The organism is Kocuria subflava, assembly GCF_012163155.1.
Lineage (GTDB): Bacteria > Actinomycetota > Actinomycetes > Actinomycetales > Micrococcaceae > Kocuria > Kocuria subflava.
On sequence record NZ_JAAVUN010000110.1, the window covers coordinates 1 to 772 of the forward strand.

The window sequence follows — 772 nt, forward strand, 5'->3', positions numbered from 1 at the left end:
CGAGAAGGGGGGTGGGGGGGTCCCGGCCCGGCGGGGCGGCGCCGCCGGGTGAAGGATCGTTCGGGCCCCGACGACGACGTCGGGGACCTAGAGCGTCAGTGGTTCAGGATCTTGCTGAGGAAGTCCTTGGCTCGGTCGGACTGCGGGTTGGCGAAGAACTCCTCCGGGGTGTTCTGTTCGACGATCTGGCCGTCGGCCATGAACACCACGCGGTCCGCGGCGCGCCGGGCGAAGCCCATTTCGTGGGTCACGACGATCATCGTCATGCCCTGTTTGGCCAGCGTGGCCATGGTGTCCAGGACCTCGTTGATCATTTCCGGGTCCAAGGCGGAGGTGGGTTCGTCGAAGAGCATGACCTTGGGGCTCATGGCCAGGGCGCGGGCGATCGCCACGCGTTGCTGCTGACCACCCGAAAGCTGCGCGGGGAGCTTGTCCGCCTGGTTGTCAACGCCCACACGCTTGAGCAGTTCCATCGCGCGCTCTTTGGCTTCCGAGGAGGACTTCCCGCGGACCTTCATGGGACCGAGCGTGACGTTCTGCAACACGGAGCGGTGCGCGAACAGGTTGAAGGACTGGAAGACCATCCCGACGTCGGCCCGGAGTTTGGCAAGAGCCTTGCCCTCCTTGGGCAGCGGCTTCCCGTCGATTCGGATTTCCCCGTCGTCAATGGTCTCGAGCCGGTTGATCGTGCGGCACAGGGTGGACTTGCCGGAACCGGACGGGCCGATGATTACGACGACTTCGCCGCGGCGCACGTCCAGGTTGATGTCTT

General features: G+C 65.4%; 1 protein-coding gene. It reads right to left on the bottom strand.

The window, feature by feature from the left end; genetic code table 11:
* Positions 1-95: 95 nt before the first annotated feature.
* A partial coding sequence (locus GTW58_RS13230) for an amino acid ABC transporter ATP-binding protein (RefSeq protein WP_168023575.1) occupies positions 96-772 on the bottom strand: 677 nt, incomplete at its 5' end.